Genomic DNA, 18,676 nt, shown 5'->3' on the forward strand with positions numbered 1-18,676 from the left:
CAAAAGAATGAAGGTATAGTACATATATAAAATGAAACATCTATATGATTCTTGGTTCAGCTGTTTATCTTTCAGTCTTGTATATTTTAACATGGAAAACTAATTAGTAGATGATGGATTTAAAGGTATTGCTTGTATCGTGGGCATAATGAGCTCATTCGTTTGAAAACATTAGTCGAAAAAATTAACTCACATGCCTTTGTAACAGTCAACGATGTTCAAGATATAATTGGCGCGGGGGGTACGCTGGATGAACAAAAACGCCCTCTCATACGTCAAACAACTTATTTCCTGTAAAACAAAAAAAAGGACGATAGTTTGAAGGGCACTGAAAAAGTTAAAAACAAAACTTTTTCAGTGCCCTTCCGTCTTTTTTAATTAATCGTCACCATTCATTCCTAAATACATTAAAACAAACCGTACCAACTCTAGTAAAGCAACGACCGCTGCAGCTACATATGTGAGAGCAGCAGCATTTAACACTTTCTTCGTTTCACGTTCTTCATCATTACGAATGACACCAGCTGAAACAATTTGTTCCATTGCGCGATTGCTCGCATTAAACTCTACTGGAAGGGTAACAAGCTGGAATAAAACCGCCGCAGCCATCGCGATAATTCCAAACAATATTAATCCTTGGGTTTGTAGCAAAATACCACCTAAAATGAAAAAAAACGCAGCATTAGAGCCAAAGCTTGCAACAGGTACTAATGCATGTCTAAATCGTAAGAAAGCATATTCCTCTTGGTCTTGAATAGCGTGTCCTACTTCATGAGCAGCAACCGCAGCTCCGGCTACCGAATGCCCGTGAAAATTATTTGTAGACAAACGCACAGCTTTTGAACGCGGATCATAGTGATCCGTTAATGTTCCTTTTACTTCTTCTACACTTACATTATACAAACCATTATCATCTAAAATTTTTCGTGCTACTTGCGCTCCTGTTAACCCTGATGATGAGGGCACTTGTGAATATTTCCTGTAAGTACTTTTCACTCTTGATTGTGCCCAAAGTGGAATAATTAAGAGGAGTGCAAAATAAATGATAAAAGTTGTTAAACCCATGTATAGTCACCTCTTATGTTGATTATTTTCTTATAGTTTAATGAGAACATCAAATAAAGTCAAACATTTGCTCTCGTTTTCGAAAATGGTCATGAATTTGTCACTTTATTGAATATATTATAAATACTCCTTCAAGATCATTATTCTTTTAAACGAACTTTACGTTTTTCCGCTCGATACTTTTTCCAACCTACATACGTTAATGAACCAGTAATCATACTTCCAATTGTAAAGATAACCCACCAAAATGAAGGGTCCGTATTATCCTCCTTCATTCTTTTATATAATTGCTCCCACTCTTCTTTCATCAACTCCATATGGTCTGCGAGCTGATCATTATTTGTGCTTTCTATCCTCATTCGATCTAAATAAGCTATTTGAGCATCTATACGTTGCAACTGTTGTGGTTCTGTGTCTATATATAAAGCTGGGCGTATCATCTCATATTGATTTAATAGTTGATTTAAACGGACTTGGAAAGCTTGTTCATCGTTTTCGACTATTGATGCTTCCATTTCCGTTAATGCTTGCATAACAACCTCTTCCGTCTGTAGCCATAGGGGGTGAAATTCACTTGTTAAAGCATCTACAGCTAATCGAAAGGATGTCACTGCCCTAATTCGATCTTCCAATAATAGATCAGTCGCTGTTAATGATTGCTCGGCTTTTTCAAATGCTAAAATTACAGCTCGTAAAGAACTCATTGTAATACCTTCTTCACGAAAATCAATTTCCAGAAATGAATTAGAAAAATGGTTCATTAATTGCTTTGATTCAGCGAATTTTTCTTGTTTCGTTAATTGAAGAATTTGATCGGACATATGATTTAATTGCTTCCAAGTATGTTGTGATGGAGAGTCATCAGCATAAGCCGTTACTGGAATGATTAAAGAAATCGTTATGATAGCGATGAGTATTTGTCGCATCCTTGTCCCTCCTTTTTCTACTCTCATCCTATGAATTTGTGGACAAGAGTAGACCAAAAAAAGAAGGTTATTATCGAGTAAGCATAAAACGGTTCTTTCTAACAGCTAATAAGTAAACAGCTAGAATGGAGAATAGGCTAAGTCCTAACGTAAAAAAACCTATCTGTCCAATATAAGGATTTAAGCCTCTTGATACCCAAGGGTGCATCATAAATACATAATCGATGTAATCATTCATCAAAGTCCAAATCGCAACGATTAATAAATGCCACGTTTTAATGCGGAAATATGGGGAGTAAAGAATTGCTTGTAAGGCCATTCCAGCATGAGAAGCAATCAGCATATAATTTTTCCAATTTAAAGGATCACCAACTAAACCAGCGCCGATGTTCATGGCCACCGCCCATATCCCGTACTTAATTAATGTAACAGCTGCAAATGCCTCAATAAGTGGTATTTGTTTTTTATAAATGAGTGCCACTAATACAAAGACAAAAAATAAACTCGCAGTTGGACTGTCTGGTACAAACAATATAAAATGAGTTGGTGTTTGAGCTAATTGATCACCATACCAAATGTAACCATAAATCGTCCCTAAAACATTAATCATTAATAAAAGAAAAAGAATTCTCACGTCCCCAAAAAGGGGAAGTATTCTTTCTTTTAACATATACTTTCCCTACCTTTATGTATGATTCACACAAATAGTCATTGTTATTTATGAAGAAAGTGCCCTAAAAGATAAAATCCTACCTTTTAGGGCACTTGTTACACGAGTAATGTCTATTCTTCTGGTTGACCGTCAGCAACGATATATTCAGCAAGGATTTCTAGTTCTTCGTCTGTCCCTTCGAATGCTCCACCTGGCATTGCTGTACCGTCAATACCATTGATAATGACTTCAATCGTTTCTTCAACAGTTAATTCGGAGTCAATCAATGAAGGCCCAACACCTGGAACACCAGCTAAATTGTCACCATGACAACCGATACAGCTCGTCTGGACTGAATAAATTTCATAACCTTGTGCTTCCATATTAATTTCTACCTCTTCTACAATCATACCTTGCTCAGCAGCAGCTTCCCAATCATGTTGAGCAACAGATTCCCAAGTTAAATAAGCAACTGCAATAAATGAAAGAATCATCATAGAAGTAGCAATTGGACGTTTAATTGGACGTCTTTCTTTGCCTGTATCTAGCCAAGGAGCAAGTAGTAACGCTCCAAAAGCTAAACCTGGAATAACGATTACACCGATCACATTATAGTCACCAGATGCAAATTGATATTTTAATAATTGATACAAGAATAAGAAATACCAGTCAGGTAACGGTATGTAGCCTGTATCATTCGGGTCTGCCATTCGCTCTAACGGAGCAGGATGTGCAACCGTTAAACAAAGGAAGCCCATTAAGAAAACGGCACCTACGAGCCATTCCTTTAAAAGGAAGTTAGGCCAGAACGCTTCTGTCTTCCCTGGATACTCTGAATAATCTTTTGGTATGTTAGGTTTACGGTTATTTGCCTTTACGCGTGAATCACCGACAAACTGTAATCCTTTCCCACGTTCCATCTTTATTCCCTCCTTTACTAAGTTCGCATCACTTTAGTTTTACAATGGTCCTGAAATACCTTGTTTTCGAATCATGTAGAAGTGAGCTGCAAGTAGGCCTAACAACGCACCAGGTAAGAAGAATACATGAATCGCAAAGAATCGCGTTAATGTTGCTGCACCAATAATATCTCCACCTGCCAGCAACGCTCTTGCAAATCCACCAATAACCGGCACACTTTCAGCGATCTCAAGTACAACCGCTGTTGCAAAATACGCTTTCATATCCCAAGGTAATAAGTAACCTGTTACACCTAAAGCAAGCATAACAAAGAAAATGAGGACACCGACAACCCAGTTCAATTCACGCGGCTTCTTATATGAACCTGTAAAGAAGACACGTAACGTGTGTAAAAACATCATAACAATAACTAAGCTTGCGCCCCAGTGGTGCATCCCACGAACGATCACACCGAAGGCTACTTCATTTTGTAGAAAAGCTACAGATTGATAAGCGTTAATAATATCTGGTGCGTAGTACATCGTTAGAAACATACCAGATAAGATTTGAATAACTGTAATAAAGAACGTTAGTCCGCCAAAACAGTATACGAACGCAGAGAAGTGGTGAGCAGGGTTAACATGCTCAGGAACTTCATGGTCAGCAATATCACGCCACATCGGCGTAATATCTAGACGCTCATCAACGTAGTCATAAATTTTTTGAAGCATTGATTACGCCCCTCCCTATGTTCGTTGATAAATTGAACCTAAATAAACTTTTCCATCCTCTACCTTGACTTCATAAGCGTCAAGTGGTCGTCTTGGCGGAGTACCAGGAATATTATGCCCATCCTTATCAAATCGCCCGAAGTGACATGGACAGAAGAATTGCTCTGGAAAGTCATCATTCCCGTCATAAGCAACGGTACAGCCTAGATGAGTACAAATGGCAGACAATGCTGTTACTTCATTATCACGTATATAAACGTAAACGTCTCGTGATACCTCAGATTCATACCATGCATCAACTTGATCGAAACTGAATGGAAATACTTGTGGATCTTCGGTCAGTTGATCTACATCGCATACGTATAAAAATTCAGATTCCGCTCCGGCTCTCAAAGCTGGGTCTAGGGCAAAGCGTGCCATTGGCATTAGCATACCAGCAGCCATGAATCCGCCAACACCCGTAAGTGTATACGTAAGAAATTGTCTCCGTGATACTTTGTGGTCTTTTTCGCTCACTCATTTTCCCCCCTTGCACAAGTAAAGTCAACCCAAAAACGGGCGTAAATAAGCACATATTATACTAGGACATACTCATGATAATACAACAGACATGAATGTGCAACAACTTCTAGCTTTCGGCACAAATTCGGCAAACTTTTTTCACGTCCTTGATTGCCATCTGTTTGTCACAATTGGGATCAATTGTTTCATCTGATCGTGAATGACACGTTTGCGATTTTCGCTATCAAGATGCTCCAAAGGAATAGACGGTAACCAAATATGCAGACCTTGTAAACCTCCTTCCACTTGACGCCACTGTCCATCTGAAGTTAAGTAGACAACATGTTTAAAGCCTTCTTTGAGAAGTTTGTCTTCCCAATGTTGCAATCGATGTAAACATTGTTCATTGGGTTCAGTTGTTAAGTATGTAAATGCTGGAAATAATACAACCCTCCCATGGAACTGCTTTTCTAGCTCGTGAGATATAATCGAAATGAATTCTCCCATAGAAACCGTTCCTTTTACTTCAGTTCCCCAAGAAATTGGGACTAAGGAAATAATAGCTGTATCTATATATTCCCTCGCTTGTAAATAAGTATCCATATCATTTGCATTCCATTTCATTTCATCACCTCATTTACATTTGATACTAGATCTAGAGAATAGGCGCTTAAGTGAATTCTACAATAAAAAAGCACAGCAATTTGCTATGCAAAAAACATAAGCGTTTACTTTTTTTCCTTTTCTTCATCAAGCTTTTTTAATTCCATTAATAACATTTTGAATCGATCTTGATCTTTTTTATCCAGTGCGTGATCTATCTCTCTTGTTAATCGCTCTCTTCGATATGAGATTAATGATCGCTGCAAAATAAACGTTGCCGCCTTATCATACGCTTTTGTTAATTCTACATCGTCAGGAACATATGGATTTTCTTCAAGCACAGTTAAAAAAGGTGAGTATCGATTTGCTCCTCGAAAGTGAAGTTCAATATATACATCTTCGGATTGGTTTAAGCGAATATCATGAAAGGCCTTTTCAGTATCAGTTGTCACATGATGTTGCTTGTGAAAAGAAAAAGGTAGGTGATCCACTCCTTTTGCAGATATAATAAGCCCTTTTGGAGTGTGGGCAGCTTTTTCAACAAAATGAACATACTTCATTAAATCATCATCAGACATTAAAAAATTTAATAACCATGTACATTCCCGACGCTTCAATTCGAATTCCGCTAAGAATTGTTTAAGAAACTCCTTCTTCTCACTAATTGATATCATATGACCCATTTCGTCCTCCTTGCGAAGTAATGATGTATGATATGAGTATTCATTTACTCAATCGTTATTCTTCACTTAAAAGATTTTCTAGTAACTCCACAATATCATATCGTTCTGGTTTCAGTGCTAAAAGACGTTCAAAAATCTCCCTCGCTTTTACTCTCCTACCGTACTCGAGTAAAAATCGGCCATATTCTTCGAGGAAATCAATATCTTGGACATAGTATTCCGCTATTTCTTTGTATAATATTTCTGCCTTTTCATATTCATCTAATTCACGTAAAGCAGATGCCTCATACCATTTGTACATCACATCATCTTCGCCATAATCTTTCATATGATTCATTAAATCCAGTAGCTCATCATGTAAATCTTGATGTTTATAGTATGCAGACAATGTATGTACGGCTTCAACATTTGAAGGGTTCAAAGCAATCACTTTTTGTAAATAGTACTCTCCGTCCACTTCAACATTTTTCTTGAAGGAAAGCTTCGCAGCTTGAATATATAAGGATTCATGATATTGGTCTACACTCATTCCTGCTTTTAACGTATCTAATGCTTCATCAATTCTTTCTTCTGATTCGTAAGCCTTTGCTAAATAAGCATAAACGGAAGAGTAGTCAGGATCTAACGTCTTAAGTGTTTCGAACTGTTCAATAGCAAGTACCATATCCCCCATTTGATAAGCTGTGAAACCATATCCAAATAAAGCATCTGCGTTCATATTCTTTTTTATACCAATTTGATAATAATGAATGGCATCTTCAAATTGCCCAGTAGCACTGTAGGCTTCAGCTAACATCAACTCTAAATACACATCAGGTATTGCCTCGTTAGCATGAACGGCTTTTTTTAAATGAGGAATGCTTTTAAAATAATCACCTCGTGATAAGTAAAATTCTCCTAAGCCATATGAGATGATCGGTTCATCAGGAGCTTTTTTCATCGCATTTAACAGCTTTTGTTCAGCGACCTCATCTAATGATTGTAACTGGTACAAATCAGCTAAAAGTAATTGTGCTTGTAGATAGGCAGGGTCACTCTCTTTAATTTCATTTAACATTTCAATGGCTTCATCTTCTTGATCAAGATCAATTAATAATTCTGCAGCAAATGTATACAGTTCACCTTCATCAGGATACAGCATTAACAATTCATCAATTACTTCTTTTGACTTTTGGACGTGACCTAATTCTTGATAAACTTGAGCAATTTCGTATTTTGTTTGGTGATCTGCTCCTTTAAGTAATAATTCTATTTCATTTAAACCTTCATCGACCTTGCCCGATTCTATTTTTTGAATAATAACGTCTAATGCTTCGAACACTTTTGTAAGCCTCCTTCTCTCACAAGGATAACGATATCGTATCATTTTTTGTGCAAAGAAGAAAGAATGTCCTCTTCTATAGGAGAATCCGCGCTACAGAAGAGCACTGGAAAAGTTGACTTTTACATTTTTTGTTACCAAACGTAGCAGCCTTTTCTTATAAGAGTAGCTGACGACTCTGCGAATCCACTTAAAGGTATCTTGATTAAAAGATTAAGAATTTTATAAATTTTCACCTTTTAAAAAAGGAACCTATTATGCTAAACCTTTTAACAAAATAGGTTCCCCTTATTATGACCAACGATATACTTGATTATCTTGCTCCATTAAATCATTCATTGACAAAAATCGTCCAGGACGAATAATTTGAATAGGTCGACCATAACCGGGCTTCAGATCAAATTCATTTAATACCTTTAGAATTCGACCTCTTAATACAACTAAATCTGGTTCCTCGTGCTTATAACGTTCTATATCCTCACCTGTATGCTTTCTTTGTTCATAACGTTTTTTTCTTTTTCGATCAACGTATGCTATATAATCAAGATCACTCCCTGCAATAAGAGTTCCTTTTTGTGGAAACAAACCGATCTTTTGTAACAATGGCTTATTTATTCTCTGACTATACTGGGCTTCTAGGTCAGTATGAATACCATAATTTAAACAATATTTCCTCCAAATAACCTCAAGTGACTTTGCACGTTTAGTTGAAGCTTTAAAGATAGGAATGACCGTCAAAGGGTAATGTAATAGTGTATGAGAAATATGTGTCCATTTAATAGAGTGAATATCCTCTTCTTTCTCTAGCTCCACTTTTAAAAAAGGAATGAACATGTTTTGACACTTACGAATAAAGCTCATTCTAACTAAATACGCAGGAATCGTAAGTCCAATAACATAATCCATTATGCTTTTTTTAAAATAGACATTCCATATGTGATAGACATTTGAAAGCTCGCTTTCGTATTTTACATGTGGAGCTATTGCGACTGTCGTACAGCCATCCTTTATAAGTAGCTTTTGTCGTTCGTAGAGTGTATCGTCTCCTCCTTCTTGTAATAATGAATCATCAAAGCAAACACGTCCATTACATAGAACGGTCCCGTTCATACTAACTCTTTTCTTATTCCATTGCTTAAAAGTAGTAGTGGCATAGCGTACGCGACCTTCTTCAACAATAAAACAGCGATCTTTAACTCTCTTTTCATCAACCTTTATCACTTTGTCTAGTAAGTACATCCTTATACCTCCTTACAGTTTCTTCTACTAGACAAGCTATGAATGTACATGAAAAATAAGAACGTTGAAACATAAATGAATACACTATGAGGACAAAAAGATAATTAATTTTTTTCTAATTATGGTTGACTTTTTATAAAAAAGAAGTATACTTTAATTAAGCGTATGGTTTCTCTCCACTCCTATCCATACAACTTAGCTTATTTTCCTCGTATTTGTAAACGCTTACTAGCTTGCGAATACGAGGGCTTTTTTTTTGCAAATTAAAACGGCTCCCCTGCTTTTACAGAGGTAGCCGTTTTTTTCTTAGGAGATAAAGATTATCTTTAAGTAACCATCCAAATAAATGCATCTTATTCTATTATCCTTGTAATAGCTGAATATGTTCAAAAAAAGTAGGATAAGAAACAGCAATCGCCTCACTTCTTTCAATTACCATCGTTCCTTGTGCAATAAGTCCGGCGACAGCCATTGCCATCCCGATTCGATGATCACCATAACTATTAACATTAGCGCCATGAAGTCCTTCTTGTCCTTCTATCACCATTCCATCTTCGGTTGCGGTAATTTTAGCTCCTGCTTTCGTTAACTCACTAACCACTGTATCAATACGGTTTGTTTCCTTTACTTTTAATTCCTCTGCATCACGAATAATCGTCTTTCCTTGTGCCTGAGTAGCTAATACAGCAATGATAGGGATCTCATCAATTAATCGTGGAATTAGTGGACCTCCGATATCAATTCCTTTTAATTTAGAGGTTGAAATGGTTAAATCAGCAACAGGTTCTCCACCCGCGTTTCGCTCATTTTCAATAGTTAATTCAGCACCCATTTGCTGTAGAACATCAATAATTCCTGAACGAGTTGGATTCATGCCAACTCCTTGTAACGTAATTTGACTATTAGGAACAATCGCCCCTGCAACAAGGAAAAATGCCGCGGAAGAAATATCTCCTGGAACGATAATATGTTGAGCTTGTAATGATTGTCCTCCTTCAACGGAAACGGTTAGACCATCTCTCTGAACTTCAACACCAAATGCCTCTAACATTCGCTCTGTATGATCACGGGATAATGCAGGCTCGTTAACAGAGGTTACCCCATCACTTTGTAGACCAGCTAATAGAATGGCTGATTTCACTTGAGCACTGGCAACTTTAGATTGAAATTGAATAGCCGTTGTAGCTCCACCTCGAATCGATAATGGTGTGAAGTTCCCTTCATCTCTTCCATCAATCGTTGAACCCATTTCTCGTAATGGATTAGTCACTCTTGCCATTGGTCTTTTCGCAATAGAATCATCGCCAATGACAACAGAATGGAAAGGGCGTGTTGCTAGAATTCCTAACATAAGACGAGTCGTTGTACCTGAATTACCTACATCTAAAATTTCACTAGGCTCTTCTAAGCCTTCCCACCCGGTTCCTTCGATCGTCACTCGTTCATTTTCTTGTTCAATAGTTACCCCTAATTTACGAAAGCAGCTAATTGTACTTAAACAATCTTCTCCTGGCAAAAATCCTTCCACCGTTGTCTTCCCATTTGCAATAGCCCCAAACATGACGGCTCGATGAGAGATTGATTTATCTCCTGGAACATGAATGGTACCATTTAATCCATTCCTCACTTGATTCACACTTACTTTAGCCATGTATGTCCCTCCTTATAATATATATGTTTCATACATTTCATTCTCTAAATGTATTTTCGCACGTTGTCTATCTTCTTCTGATCTAAAACTAATGCTTAACACACCCATTATATCTTCTCGAGTTTCTAAAATACGAATATTTGTTAAACTAATATCGTGCTCAGCAAGAATACCTGTGACATCTGATATCACACCTGGGTGATCAGGAATATCGACAAATAAATCATAAAACGATGGAATGGCTCCTTTTTCACGAGGAGGTAGTCCTTCACGAAATGCTTTAGCAGTTTGAAAGTAATGGAAAATCGCTTCTGCATTTTCATGTTCTAGCATATTTCGAACTTCTTCCATTTCTACTAACCATTCATCTAATAATGTTAAAAGGCTTTCCTTATTATGTAATAAAATGTCTCTCCACATTGTCGGGCTTGAAGATGCGATTCTTGTTATATCTCGAAATCCCCCTGCTGCCAATTGTGAAACGAGTCGATCATCACCATCTAAATTGGCCAATTGGTGAACTAGTGAGGCTGCAACAATATGCGGAAAGTGACTAATTGCTCCAGCAAACCGATCATGATCGTCAGGAGTTAACTCTAAGAATGTAGCTTTTGTTCCTTTAAGCCAATTTTGTAATTGAATAATGTGCCTAGTATCTGATTTATTAACAGGAGTAAAAATATAAAAAGCATTTTCAAACAAGTGCACTCGAGCTGCTTCTACTCCACTTTTATGCGAACCTGCCATAGGGTGACCACCGATAAAGACGACATCCTTTTCTCCTAAACAAGATGCTGTTTCAACAATTTTCTTTTTCGTGCTTCCAACATCAGTAATCAATGCGCCCGGCTTAAGGTCTAAATGACATAGCTTTTTAATTAATTCTTCTGTTTTTAATACGGGGGTAGCTAGCACTATTAAGTCAGCATTCTTCACCCCTTCTTCAATAGATGGTGCTACTTCATCAATTACTTTTAAAGATAGTGCCATTTTCTGTTGTTCATCTGAAATATCGTATCCTGTTATTCGAACATGGTGCTCTGAGCGAATGGCTAACGCTATGGAGCCACCTATTAATCCTAATCCAATGATAAAAGCTGTTCGCTCCATCCCTTTCTCCTTTCTAATCAAAATGCTAAACATGCTTTCATGCCACTAAGAAGACTGTGTAGCAGTTTTCTTAATGCCGACGTGCGTAGCGTTTCAGGAATTTCGTGTAATGTACGAAGCCTATGTCACCTGAGAACCTACTTACATTTTCCTTGATAAAAGCCTTTTTTAGTTTTATTTCTTCAAAAAGCCGCCTCTCATCCATGTGAAAGACGGATTCCTTAAGCATCTTTTATTGAACGGTTGTATGGTTTACTAATTCTTCTAAATACGTAAACAACTCTTCGTTGTCTTCTTTTTTGCCAATAGTTATGCGAACGCATGTCGGAAATCCTAATGCCTTACCTGAGCGAACAATAAACCCTTTTCTTAGTAGAAAATCAAATACATGATTTCCAGGTTGTTTAAAATCAATTAAAATGAAGTTCGTTTGTGAAGGGTAATAATAAAGCTCATGCTTCTGACAAAATTGTTCAAACTGCTTCATTCCTTCTGTATTCTTTTCCACGCATTCATCGATAAATGCTTGATCCTCAAGAGCAGCGATAGCCGCACAATGAGCAAAAGAATTGTTATTAAAAGGAGGGCGAACAGGATCAATGCTTGATACAAACTCCGCATTCCCAACACCATAACCGATACGTAAAGCTGCTAAACCATAAGCTTTTGAAAATGTACGTAATACCATTAAATTAGGATACTTTTTGATTAAAGGCACAGTATTCGGGTAATCTTTCGCTGTTACATATTCATAATAAGCTTCATCAGAAACGACTAATACGTGTGGAGGTACTTGATCTAAGAAGCGTTTAAAAGTCTCTTCATTAACATAAGTACCTGACGGATTATTCGGATTACAAACCCAAACAATTCGTGTCTTTTCGTCTATAGCTTGGAGCATCGCCTCTAAATTATGCACGCCATCCACCGATGGAACTTCACGAACCTCTGCCCCTTCAATTGTTGCGTTCAATTTGTATTGTGAAAAGGTGGGATCAGCTGTGATAGTATTTGTCCCTGGTGATAAAAGCGCCCGACATAAAAACTGAATCACTTCATCTGATCCATTACCAAAAATTAATTGTTCTGGAGTAACACCCAATTTAAAAGCAACTTTTTCTCGCATTTTTGCTGAATAACCATCTGGATAAATCGTTGTACTTGTTGCTGCTTCGCTAATGGCGGAAGCTACTCGTTTTGAAGCACCATATGGGTTTTCATTTGAAGCTAGTTTAACGACTCGTGATAATCCAAGCTCTTCTTTAACTTCTTCAATTGGTTTACCTGGTTGATATGAAGGTAAGCCAATAATTTGCTGTTTGATATTCATCGAAAGCACATCCTATCTTGTCATTATTGATCTTCACTTTCAGCTAACGAGCTGACAAGTCGTTCAATTTCTAGTAATGCTTCAGATCGTTTATTTTCGTCTAGCAATCGTTGTTCCAGTTCGCCAATCTTGCTAACTAATGCACTTCCAACGACGACTCCATCAGAGTGCTGGCGCATTTTGCTCGCTTGTTCGGGTGTTGAAATCCCAAAGCCAACTGCGGTTGGAATTGTACTTGACTCACGAACGGTCTGTAAAAATTCATATACTCTAGGGTCAAATTGTGCTCGTGCACCTGTAACACCTAAAGAAGATACGCAGTATAGAAAACCTTGTGATCTTTCGGCAATTTTGACTATACGCTCCTTAGATGTAGGGGCGACTAGCAAGACAAGCGAAAGATCAAATTGATTACATCGTTCTGCAAAATCTCCACTTTCTTCATAAGGTAAATCAGGAACGATAAAGCCGTCTATTCCGTAACTAGCTGCCTCTTCGACAATCCGCCCTTCGCCATATTGCATTAATGGATTGACATATGTGAAAATGATAACAGGAATCGTTAATCCACGCTCCCTCATTTGTGGTACTAACTTCAGTGCTTTTTCTAAACTCATTCCATGCTTCAAAGCTCTTTTCGATGCTGCCTGGATTGTTGGTCCATCAGCAAGTGGATCTGAGTAGGGGATACCAAGCTCTAATATAGAAGCGCCCGCCTTTTGAAGCGTTAATGCAATGTCAATTGTCGCTTCACTCGATGGATCTCCCGCTGTAATAAAAGGGATAAACAGTGGCTTATCTCCGCCTGTGACAGCTTCCATTCGTTTAGTTGCCATTTTCATCCCCCCTAAAGTGCTTCATCAAAGTGTGAACATCCTTATCTCCTCGACCTGACAAACAGACTAGTATCGTCTCGTTTGGCGTTAATTCTTTCGCACGTTCAAACGCTTTGGCTAGCGCATGAGCAGATTCAATAGCAGGAATGATACCTTCTGTTTCAGACAAAAGCTTTAATGCGTCTAATGCTTGCTGATCTGTAACAGCTTCATAGTTCACACGGTTCGTACTAGCCAAATAGGCATGCTCGGGTCCTATTCCAGGATAATCGAGACCAGCAGAAATCGAATATGGTTCAATAATTTGGCCAGCCTCATCTTGAAGAAGATAGGTTAATGAGCCGTGAATCACGCCTTTTGTCCCTTTTGTGATCGTAGCTGCATGCTGATTCGTATCAACACCTTTTCCAGCAGCTTCAACACCAATGAGCGTAACATCATCGTCTAAAAAAGGATAGAACATACCAATTGCGTTACTTCCTCCTCCGACACAAGCAATAATTTCTGTAGGGAGCGCGCCTACACGCTTTAAAAATTGCTCTTTTGATTCATCTCCAATAATACGTTGAAAATCTCGAACCATTTTCGGATACGGATGCGGTCCAACAACTGAGCCAATTAAATAGAACGTATCTTCTGCATTTGTGACCCAATATCGAATCGCTTCATTCGTAGCATCCTTTAACGTTTGACTTCCTGAAGTAGCTGGAACAACTTCAGCCCCTAGCAGCTCCATTCGAAAAACATTCAAAGCTTGCCTTTCCATATCTTCAGCACCCATAAACACTTTACATTGAAGACCAAACCTTGCTGCAATCGTTGCTGTGGCCACACCATGCTGACCTGCACCCGTTTCAGCGACTATTTTCTTTTTGCCCATTCGCTTTGCAAGTAACGCCTGCCCCATCGCATTGTTTAATTTGTGAGCACCTGTATGCAAAAGATCTTCTCTTTTCAAATATATATTGGCTCCACCTAATACCTTGGAGATATTTTCAGCATAAGATAATGCTGTTGGTCTTCCTGCGTACTCTTGTAAATGCTCAAAGTATTCAGTGTGAAAGGATTTATCTAATAGAGCTTTATCTAATTCATTTTCCAATTCTTCTAACGCATTCATTAATGTTTCAGGAACATATTTTCCGCCGAAGTCACCGAAACGTCCACGTTTATTTGGTACCATTTCTATTCATCCTTTCCTCTAACTGCCGCACAAGTTCATATGATTTCCGACCATTCTCTTCTATTCCACTAGACAAATCAACGCCATCAGGTTCATAGCGTAATAAATTTTCTATATTATTAGGGTTTATTCCACCAGCGATCCATACTGGAACTTGTTGTCTATGGCCTTCCTCAATATATTGAGGGACAAAACGCCAATCAAATGAGACACCAGTTCCGCCCCATTGTTGTCCTACCTTACAATCTATGACATACCCATCGACTAAACCTTCATATGTCTTCATCGTTTCTAGAGCGTTATCGTGATGATGGATCACCTTCCATATTGATTGCTTGACTAATGACTTTAGCTGTCTAATATACTCAGCTGGCTCATTTCCATGACATTGAATAATATCTACATTTAAGCCAACTAATTGTCTTTGAATCTCTTCTATCGGTTCATTCACAAAAAGGGCAACGACTTTCTTTTGCTTATCATGATCATTATCAAGCAATCGTTCCAACTGCTCTCGAGAAACACGCCTTTTACTTTCTGCAAACACAAAGCCGATGTATTCGGCAGTACTTGAAAAAGCAACGCTCACATCATGCTCAGAATGATTTCCACACAACTTAAGTAGAGGACGTGGCATGAAATTCTCCTCCAAACAAAGCTTTTATACCTTCTTTAGGAGATGATGCGCGCATTAATGATTCCCCGACTAACACACCAGCTGCCCCTGCCTGCTTGACACGCTTAATATCATCCTCTGTATGAATCCCACTCTCACTAATAAACAAGCTACCTTCGGGAATTAATGGTGCCATTTCATCTGTTTGTGATAGTGATGTTTCAAATGTTTTTAAATTTCGATTGTTCACACCAATCACTTTCGGTGTGAAGCAATTTAATAATTCAATTAATTCATTCTTTGCATGAACTTCAACAAGGCATTCGAGTCCAACAGAATAGGCGTAATCATATAATACCTTTAACTCTTCTATCGGAACGGTCCCCACAATGAGAAGCATCGCATCAGCGCCGATTTTGACTGTTTCGTCCACTTGTCTCTTGTCAATAATAAAATCTTTTCGCATTACCGGGATTGAACAGACTTCTTTAACAGCAGATAAATAATCACGATGACCTTGGAAATAATCTATATCTGTTAAGACCGAAATCGCATCAGCACCACCTGCTTCATACCCTTTTGCAATGTCTTGTGGGTGAAAATTAGGACAAATAAGCCCCTTTGATGGAGAAGCTTTTTTTACTTCAGCTATTAAACCAATAGAATGCGTAGAATGGCTTAAAGCATCATAAAGGGAGTAATGCTGAACTTTTTTTTGTGATGGCATAATTAAATGAGCAATTTCCTTTTGCTTTGTTTTTAAAATTTGATCAAGCACTTTCGGTCGCCCCCTTCTGTAACGCTTTGTAATGCTCATCTATTTGTCCAGAGCTTAATGCAGCCTGTGCTTGGTGAACTCCTTCTTTAATTGTACTGACTTTTCCGTATACATAAAGAGCTGCTCCGGCATTTAATGCAACGATACTAGTTGCTGATTCGTTCGCTTCTCCTTTTAATAAAGCTCGAATTAATTCGGCGCTTTCGAGTGGAGTATCAACTTGAATATCATGCAAACTGCCACGTTTTAGTCCCATTTCCTCTGGTGAGATCGTATATTCTTTTTTCGTATTACCAGCTACTTCAATTAAGTCTGATTCCGTCGTAATTGATAATTCATCTAATCCATCCCTTCCAGTAACAAAAAGGGTGCGTTCTGTTCCAATCGTTAGCAGAGTATTAGCCATTTTTTTAGCATATTCAAAATCAGATACTCCGATTAGTTGTCTTTTCGCATTTGCTGGATTAGTCATCGGTCCTAAAAAATTGAAAATCGTTCGGAAACCAATTTCTTTTCGTGGCGTGACCGCATGCTTCATTGATTGATGATATAGCGGTGCAAACAAAAAGCAAAGGTTATAATCTTGAAGAGATCGGCTTGCTTGTTCAACTGAATGTTGGATAGGTATCGATAGTTCCTCAAGTACATCAGCACTACCACTTCTAGATGAGACAGCTCGATTTCCATGTTTTGCGACAGGAACACTTAGTCCTGATAAAACAATAGCAGTTGCTGTTGAGATATTAAATGTTCCTAAATTATCTCCACCTGTCCCGCACGTATCTATGACATTCACCCCTTGTGTGTTAATAGAAACAGAATGTGAACGCATCGCTCGAACAAATCCAATCATTTCTTCAACTGTTTCACCACGGAATCGCAAAATAGTTAGAAGACTTGCGATTTGGCTTGGTGTTGCATGACCTGACATGATCTCATTCATAACCTGTTCAGCTTGTTCAGTTGATAATGTTTCATGGTTCATACAGTGGCGTAAGACGTCTTTAAGCATAGTGCGCTCCCCCTTCATCTCCAAACATTCTCTCAGCTAATTGTACGGCTCTTATTAATGCTTTTGCTTTGTTTTGCGTTTCTTCATATTCTCGTTCAGGGACTGAATCAGCAACCACGCCTGCACCAGCTTGAATATACGCTGTTTGATTCTTAATAACCATCGTTCGAATGGCAATACACGAGTCAATATTTCCATCAAAGCCAAGGTAGCCAATTGCTCCTGCATACACACCACGTTCTGTTTGTTCTAACTCATGTAAAATTTCCATCGCTCTTATTTTAGGCGCTCCTGATACAGTGCCAGCTGGAAAAGAGGCCATTAATGCTTCTAACGGTTTTGTGCTCTTTTGTAATTGACCTGTCACTTTTGAAATGATGTGCATGACATGTGAGAATTTTCCGATTTCAAGCAATGTAGGTGTTTCAACAGATCCGTATTCAGCAATACGTCCGACATCATTTCTAGCAAGATCAACTAACATATAATGCTCAGCTCGTTCTTTTTCATCTGCTAATAGGTCAGTCGCGAGTGCTTGATCCTCTTCTTCCGTCTTCCCACGCTTCCTAGTACCTGCAATCGGATGAATTTCTACATGACCATCTTGAACTTGAACGAGGCGCTCAGGAGAGCTACCAACTACTTCCATAGTGTTAAACTTTAAATAAAATAAATATGGAGATGGATTAATCATTCGTAACACTCGATAAATATTTAAAGCAGAGGACGTAACATTCATTTCAAATCGTTGTGATAATACAGCTTGAAAGACGTCTCCAGCTCGAATGTATTCTTTAATTTGCTCGACATCTCTTAAAAAATCAGTTCGTTTATAATTTGAAATGACCCCATCAAAGGTCACTTCATCGTCTGTTTCAGGAAGGTGTTTCAACAGCAATGGAGCTTGAGGTTGTTCTAATAGTTGTGAAACACGATCAATTTCAGCTTTCGCTCTACTATAAGCAAGTTCTTCTTCACCTTCGTCTGGCCTTGCATGTACTAAAATCGTTAATTCCTTCTTAATATGATCATAGGCAATTAATGTTTCACACACTAAAAAGTGATAATGAGCAATTCGATCATCGACATGACGAGTCAGTGTCGGTTCTATCGTCTCAATTGCATCATAGCTCATATAACCAACAGCTCCACCTCGGAAAGGAATGGCAATGTCAATTGGTTGCACTTTTAAATAGGCCATCATTGAATCAAAGGCTTCTTGGAATGTGTGTAGCTCTGTTAGAATCTTCCCTTTCTCTAAATTCATAAAAGAATATACACCATTATCTTCAATTAACTCAAATATCGGATTAATTCCAATGAAAGAATACCTAGACCAAGGTGAATGTTCATCTTTACTTTCAAGTAAAAATGAAACTTGATCTCCTAATTGATGTACAATTTGCACAGGGGTTAGTCCATCAGCAAATAGCTTTTCCACAACAGGAATGGTCTTATAGTCGCGGGAAAACTGTTGAAATTCAGTAAACGTTGGGGTAATCATATCCTTCACTCCTTTAGGAATGAATGAAATGAGTG

General features: G+C 38.1%; 20 protein-coding genes. 1 reads left to right on the forward strand and 19 read right to left on the reverse strand.

Translation table 11 applies throughout. The features are described from left to right. Window positions 1-132 precede the first annotated feature (132 nt). Window positions 133-297, forward strand: coding sequence for a DUF2179 domain-containing protein (locus tag MW695_RS12050; RefSeq protein ID WP_260505911.1), 165 nt, complete (start codon window positions 133-135; stop codon window positions 295-297). Window positions 298-378: 81 nt separating this feature from the next. On the opposite strand, the gene MW695_RS12055 is transcribed toward MW695_RS12050, so the two are convergent. From MW695_RS12055 to trpE, 19 genes are all read right to left on the reverse strand, one after another. Next, window positions 379-1,065 carry a zinc metallopeptidase gene (locus tag MW695_RS12055; protein ID WP_247105584.1) on the reverse strand — a complete coding sequence of 229 codons (687 nt, stop codon included), beginning with the start codon at window positions 1,063-1,065 and terminating at the stop codon, window positions 379-381. A gap of 140 nt (window positions 1,066-1,205) precedes the next feature. Next, window positions 1,206-1,991 carry a sporulation protein YpjB gene (gene ypjB, locus MW695_RS12060; protein ID WP_247105585.1) on the reverse strand — a complete coding sequence of 262 codons (786 nt, stop codon included), beginning with the start codon at window positions 1,989-1,991 and terminating at the stop codon, window positions 1,206-1,208. A gap of 70 nt (window positions 1,992-2,061) precedes the next feature. Beyond that, window positions 2,062-2,601 carry a DUF1405 domain-containing protein gene (locus MW695_RS12065; RefSeq protein ID WP_247105586.1) on the reverse strand — a complete coding sequence of 180 codons (540 nt, stop codon included), beginning with the start codon at window positions 2,599-2,601 and terminating at the stop codon, window positions 2,062-2,064. A gap of 173 nt (window positions 2,602-2,774) precedes the next feature. After that, on the reverse strand, window positions 2,775-3,563 hold the full coding sequence (locus MW695_RS12070; protein ID WP_247105587.1) for a menaquinol-cytochrome c reductase cytochrome b/c subunit: 789 nt from the start codon (window positions 3,561-3,563) through the stop codon (window positions 2,775-2,777). 39 nt (window positions 3,564-3,602) lie between these two features. Continuing rightward, the gene (gene qcrB, locus MW695_RS12075) at window positions 3,603-4,274 is read right to left on the reverse strand and encodes a menaquinol-cytochrome c reductase cytochrome b subunit (RefSeq protein WP_035340191.1); all 672 of its coding nucleotides are present in this window, start codon (window positions 4,272-4,274) and stop codon (window positions 3,603-3,605) included. A 15-nt stretch (window positions 4,275-4,289) separates the two neighbouring features. Then, window positions 4,290-4,790 carry a Rieske (2Fe-2S) protein gene (locus MW695_RS12080; protein ID WP_247105588.1) on the reverse strand — a complete coding sequence of 167 codons (501 nt, stop codon included), beginning with the start codon at window positions 4,788-4,790 and terminating at the stop codon, window positions 4,290-4,292. A 144-nt stretch (window positions 4,791-4,934) separates the two neighbouring features. After that, window positions 4,935-5,399, reverse strand: a complete 465-nt coding sequence (locus MW695_RS12085; RefSeq protein ID WP_247105590.1) for a YpiF family protein — start codon at window positions 5,397-5,399, stop codon at window positions 4,935-4,937. A gap of 104 nt (window positions 5,400-5,503) precedes the next feature. Continuing rightward, window positions 5,504-6,061, reverse strand: a complete 558-nt coding sequence (locus MW695_RS12090; protein WP_247105591.1) for a ReoY family proteolytic degradation factor — start codon at window positions 6,059-6,061, stop codon at window positions 5,504-5,506. 55 nt (window positions 6,062-6,116) lie between these two features. Next, window positions 6,117-7,382 carry a tetratricopeptide repeat protein gene (locus MW695_RS22910; RefSeq protein WP_247105593.1) on the reverse strand — a complete coding sequence of 422 codons (1,266 nt, stop codon included), beginning with the start codon at window positions 7,380-7,382 and terminating at the stop codon, window positions 6,117-6,119. Between the two features lie 291 nt (window positions 7,383-7,673). Further along, window positions 7,674-8,621, reverse strand: coding sequence for a hypothetical protein (locus MW695_RS12100; protein ID WP_247105594.1), 948 nt, complete (start codon window positions 8,619-8,621; stop codon window positions 7,674-7,676). Between the two features lie 361 nt (window positions 8,622-8,982). After that, window positions 8,983-10,272 carry a 3-phosphoshikimate 1-carboxyvinyltransferase gene (gene aroA, locus MW695_RS12105; protein ID WP_247105595.1) on the reverse strand — a complete coding sequence of 430 codons (1,290 nt, stop codon included), beginning with the start codon at window positions 10,270-10,272 and terminating at the stop codon, window positions 8,983-8,985. A 12-nt stretch (window positions 10,273-10,284) separates the two neighbouring features. Continuing rightward, complete coding sequence (locus tag MW695_RS12110) at window positions 10,285-11,382, reverse strand: prephenate dehydrogenase (protein ID WP_247105596.1); 1,098 nt, start codon at window positions 11,380-11,382, stop codon at window positions 10,285-10,287. A gap of 232 nt (window positions 11,383-11,614) precedes the next feature. Continuing rightward, window positions 11,615-12,712: a histidinol-phosphate transaminase gene (gene hisC / locus MW695_RS12115; RefSeq protein WP_247105597.1), complete on the reverse strand. Its 1,098-nt coding sequence runs from the start codon at window positions 12,710-12,712 to the stop codon at window positions 11,615-11,617. A gap of 23 nt (window positions 12,713-12,735) precedes the next feature. Beyond that, window positions 12,736-13,548 (reverse strand): tryptophan synthase subunit alpha, encoded by an 813-nt coding sequence (gene trpA, locus MW695_RS12120; RefSeq protein WP_247105599.1) that lies wholly within the window; start codon window positions 13,546-13,548, stop codon window positions 12,736-12,738. Continuing rightward, window positions 13,538-14,731, reverse strand: coding sequence for a tryptophan synthase subunit beta (gene trpB, locus MW695_RS12125; RefSeq protein WP_247105600.1), 1,194 nt, complete (start codon window positions 14,729-14,731; stop codon window positions 13,538-13,540). Before trpB ends, trpA begins: the two co-directional genes overlap by 11 nt. Then, on the reverse strand, window positions 14,718-15,368 hold the full coding sequence (locus MW695_RS12130; RefSeq protein WP_247105601.1) for a phosphoribosylanthranilate isomerase: 651 nt from the start codon (window positions 15,366-15,368) through the stop codon (window positions 14,718-14,720). Before MW695_RS12130 ends, trpB begins: the two co-directional genes overlap by 14 nt. After that, window positions 15,349-16,125 (reverse strand): indole-3-glycerol phosphate synthase TrpC, encoded by a 777-nt coding sequence (gene trpC, locus MW695_RS12135; RefSeq protein WP_247105603.1) that lies wholly within the window; start codon window positions 16,123-16,125, stop codon window positions 15,349-15,351. The genes MW695_RS12130 and trpC overlap by 20 nt, the downstream gene beginning before the upstream one ends. After that, window positions 16,118-17,137: an anthranilate phosphoribosyltransferase gene (gene trpD, locus MW695_RS12140; protein WP_247105604.1), complete on the reverse strand. Its 1,020-nt coding sequence runs from the start codon at window positions 17,135-17,137 to the stop codon at window positions 16,118-16,120. The genes trpC and trpD overlap by 8 nt, the downstream gene beginning before the upstream one ends. After that, on the reverse strand, window positions 17,130-18,641 hold the full coding sequence (trpE, locus tag MW695_RS12145; RefSeq protein WP_247105605.1) for an anthranilate synthase component I: 1,512 nt from the start codon (window positions 18,639-18,641) through the stop codon (window positions 17,130-17,132). Before trpE ends, trpD begins: the two co-directional genes overlap by 8 nt. Window positions 18,642-18,676 lie beyond the last annotated feature (35 nt).

Source organism: Halalkalibacter sp. APA_J-10(15) (assembly GCF_023017105.1).
Taxonomy (GTDB): Bacteria; Bacillota; Bacilli; order Bacillales; family Bacillaceae_D; genus Halalkalibacter.